This window comes from Candidatus Megaera venefica, from assembly GCF_034554655.1.
GTDB classification, from domain to species: Bacteria; Pseudomonadota; Alphaproteobacteria; order Rickettsiales; family Rickettsiaceae; genus Megaera_A; species Megaera_A venefica.
On the sequence record NZ_JARJFB010000241.1, the window covers coordinates 1 to 1648 of the forward strand.

General features: G+C 33.9%; 3 protein-coding genes. 2 read left to right on the forward strand and 1 reads right to left on the reverse strand.

What is annotated here, in order from left to right:
- Positions 1-291 precede the first annotated feature (291 nt).
- On the forward strand, positions 292-1077 hold the full coding sequence (locus Megvenef_RS09390; RefSeq protein WP_322777656.1) for a penicillin-binding transpeptidase domain-containing protein: 786 nt from the start codon (positions 292-294) through the stop codon (positions 1075-1077).
- Positions 1078-1120: 43 nt separating this feature from the next.
- Here Megvenef_RS09390 and Megvenef_RS09395 read toward each other — a convergent pair whose 3' ends face one another.
- Positions 1121-1249 carry a hypothetical protein gene (locus tag Megvenef_RS09395; protein ID WP_322777657.1) on the reverse strand — a complete coding sequence of 43 codons (129 nt, stop codon included), beginning with the start codon at positions 1247-1249 and terminating at the stop codon, positions 1121-1123.
- Positions 1250-1320: 71 nt separating this feature from the next.
- On the opposite strand from Megvenef_RS09395, the gene Megvenef_RS09400 reads away from it, so the two are divergent.
- A partial coding sequence (locus Megvenef_RS09400; RefSeq protein WP_322776028.1) for a transposase occupies positions 1321-1648 on the forward strand: 328 nt, incomplete at its 3' end.

A 1648-nucleotide genomic window follows, 5' to 3' on the forward strand; every position in this document is an offset into this window, starting at 1 on the left:
CTATGGCTCATTTTATGATCAAATTCGAAGGGAGAATTTAAGTGCCTATAATCGAATTTACACAAATAGATGGAAAGGCTCTCTGAACTTAATTCAGGATCTCCTTCTGCTACCAGATAGATACCGGCTCAAGTCCGGTATGACTATAAGATCAATCTACGCCTCATCAATCATGACATTTTGCTATACTAATAACTTCACTATAATTGTTAAGTGTATTAAAATCACTTGCCTTGACCTTTAATTAATCGTGATATATAAGTGATTTTTCTTTAACCAAAAATACTTATCATGTTTAGATTTTCTAATATTATCCTTGTTCCTTTCGTTATAGCGTTATTTTCTCTATCCACTTACGCATCAGAAAATTGTTTTATTGCTGAACAAAATGGTAAAATTTTAAAAAGAGAAGGAGATTGCGTAACTGCTTACTGCCCTCAATCTACATTCAAGGTTATATTAAGTCTTATAGGTTTTGACTCTGGAATCCTTAAAGATGAAGAATTTCCAACATGGTCTATTCCATCAGGAGTAGATCCATACACCAATGTTTGCAAAGTTAATCACAATCCTCGTACCTGGATGAGAGACACCTGTCTTTGGTACTCCAATATCTTAACCAGCAAACTTGGTATGGAAAAATTTCAGGACTATATAAATAAATTTTCTTATGGAAATATGGACGTCTCAGGAGGCTTAACTAGCTCATGGATTTCAAGTTCCCTTAAAATCTCACCTGAGGAGTATATAAAATTTCTAACGCGCCTGGTGGAGCATAAGCTTCCTATAAGCAATGCAAGTTATCAAAAAACAAAAAATATAATGTACATTCAAGAACTTCCTGGAGGATGGAAGTTGTACGGAAAAACAGGTAATGGAGCCAAATTGGATATTAATGGTAATAAAACAGATATGCAACAAGGTTGGTTTGTAGGGTACATAGAGAAGGGAGATAAAAAAGTAATATTTGCAAGTCATATAGTAGACGAGAAAAAACAAAGTACTTTTGCTTCAATGCGAGCAAGAAATGAGGCGTTATTGAAGCTATGGTCTATTATTGATGAATTAGAGAAATAATTCAGACGGGAAAAATGAGCCATTCTGAATTTTATGTAACATATCAAGTAACAAAAGGAGATCCTGAGTCAAGCTCAGGATGACTGCTTAAGCCATACAAGGTCTTTGCTTTAATCAAGTACAAAGTCCCTCCGTCAAAACTCTCCCCGCCTGAATTAACAAGGGGTTTCATGTCATAAACAGCTTACAAAATCCATAAGAAAATGGTATAATTACCGCATAAAGCTTACGGATTTTAAAATTATGCCTATAGAAAATATTACTTTTCTCCAAAAACAAGAAAGGTTATTTGAAGAGAAATTATCTACAAAACTAAATCCTAAAAACAAGTTATATAAACTAAGGGATTTAGTAAATTGGTCTGAACTTGAAGCCAGAGCATTGCCTAACATTGAAATCAAGCAATTTGGTAGAAATAAGAAAGATCATAGAGTAATGCTAGCACTATCAATGCTTCAAGCTATGTACAACGGTTCTGATTCGTTTACGGAGGAAGAGCTAAAGGAAAATATTTATTGGCAATATTTTTGTGGTTATGAATATTTGCAGCAAGATCTTGATGTGTCTGAAG

What these genes read in the sequence shown, in the direction of transcription:
- Megvenef_RS09390 (WP_322777656.1), top strand. Translation starts at nt 292, where the DNA reads ATGTTTAGATTTTCTAATATTATCCTTGTTCCTTTCGTTATAGCGTTA.
- Megvenef_RS09395 (WP_322777657.1), bottom strand. Translation starts at nt 1,249, where the DNA reads ATGAAACCCCTTGTTAATTCAGGCGGGGAGAGTTTTGACGGAGGGACT.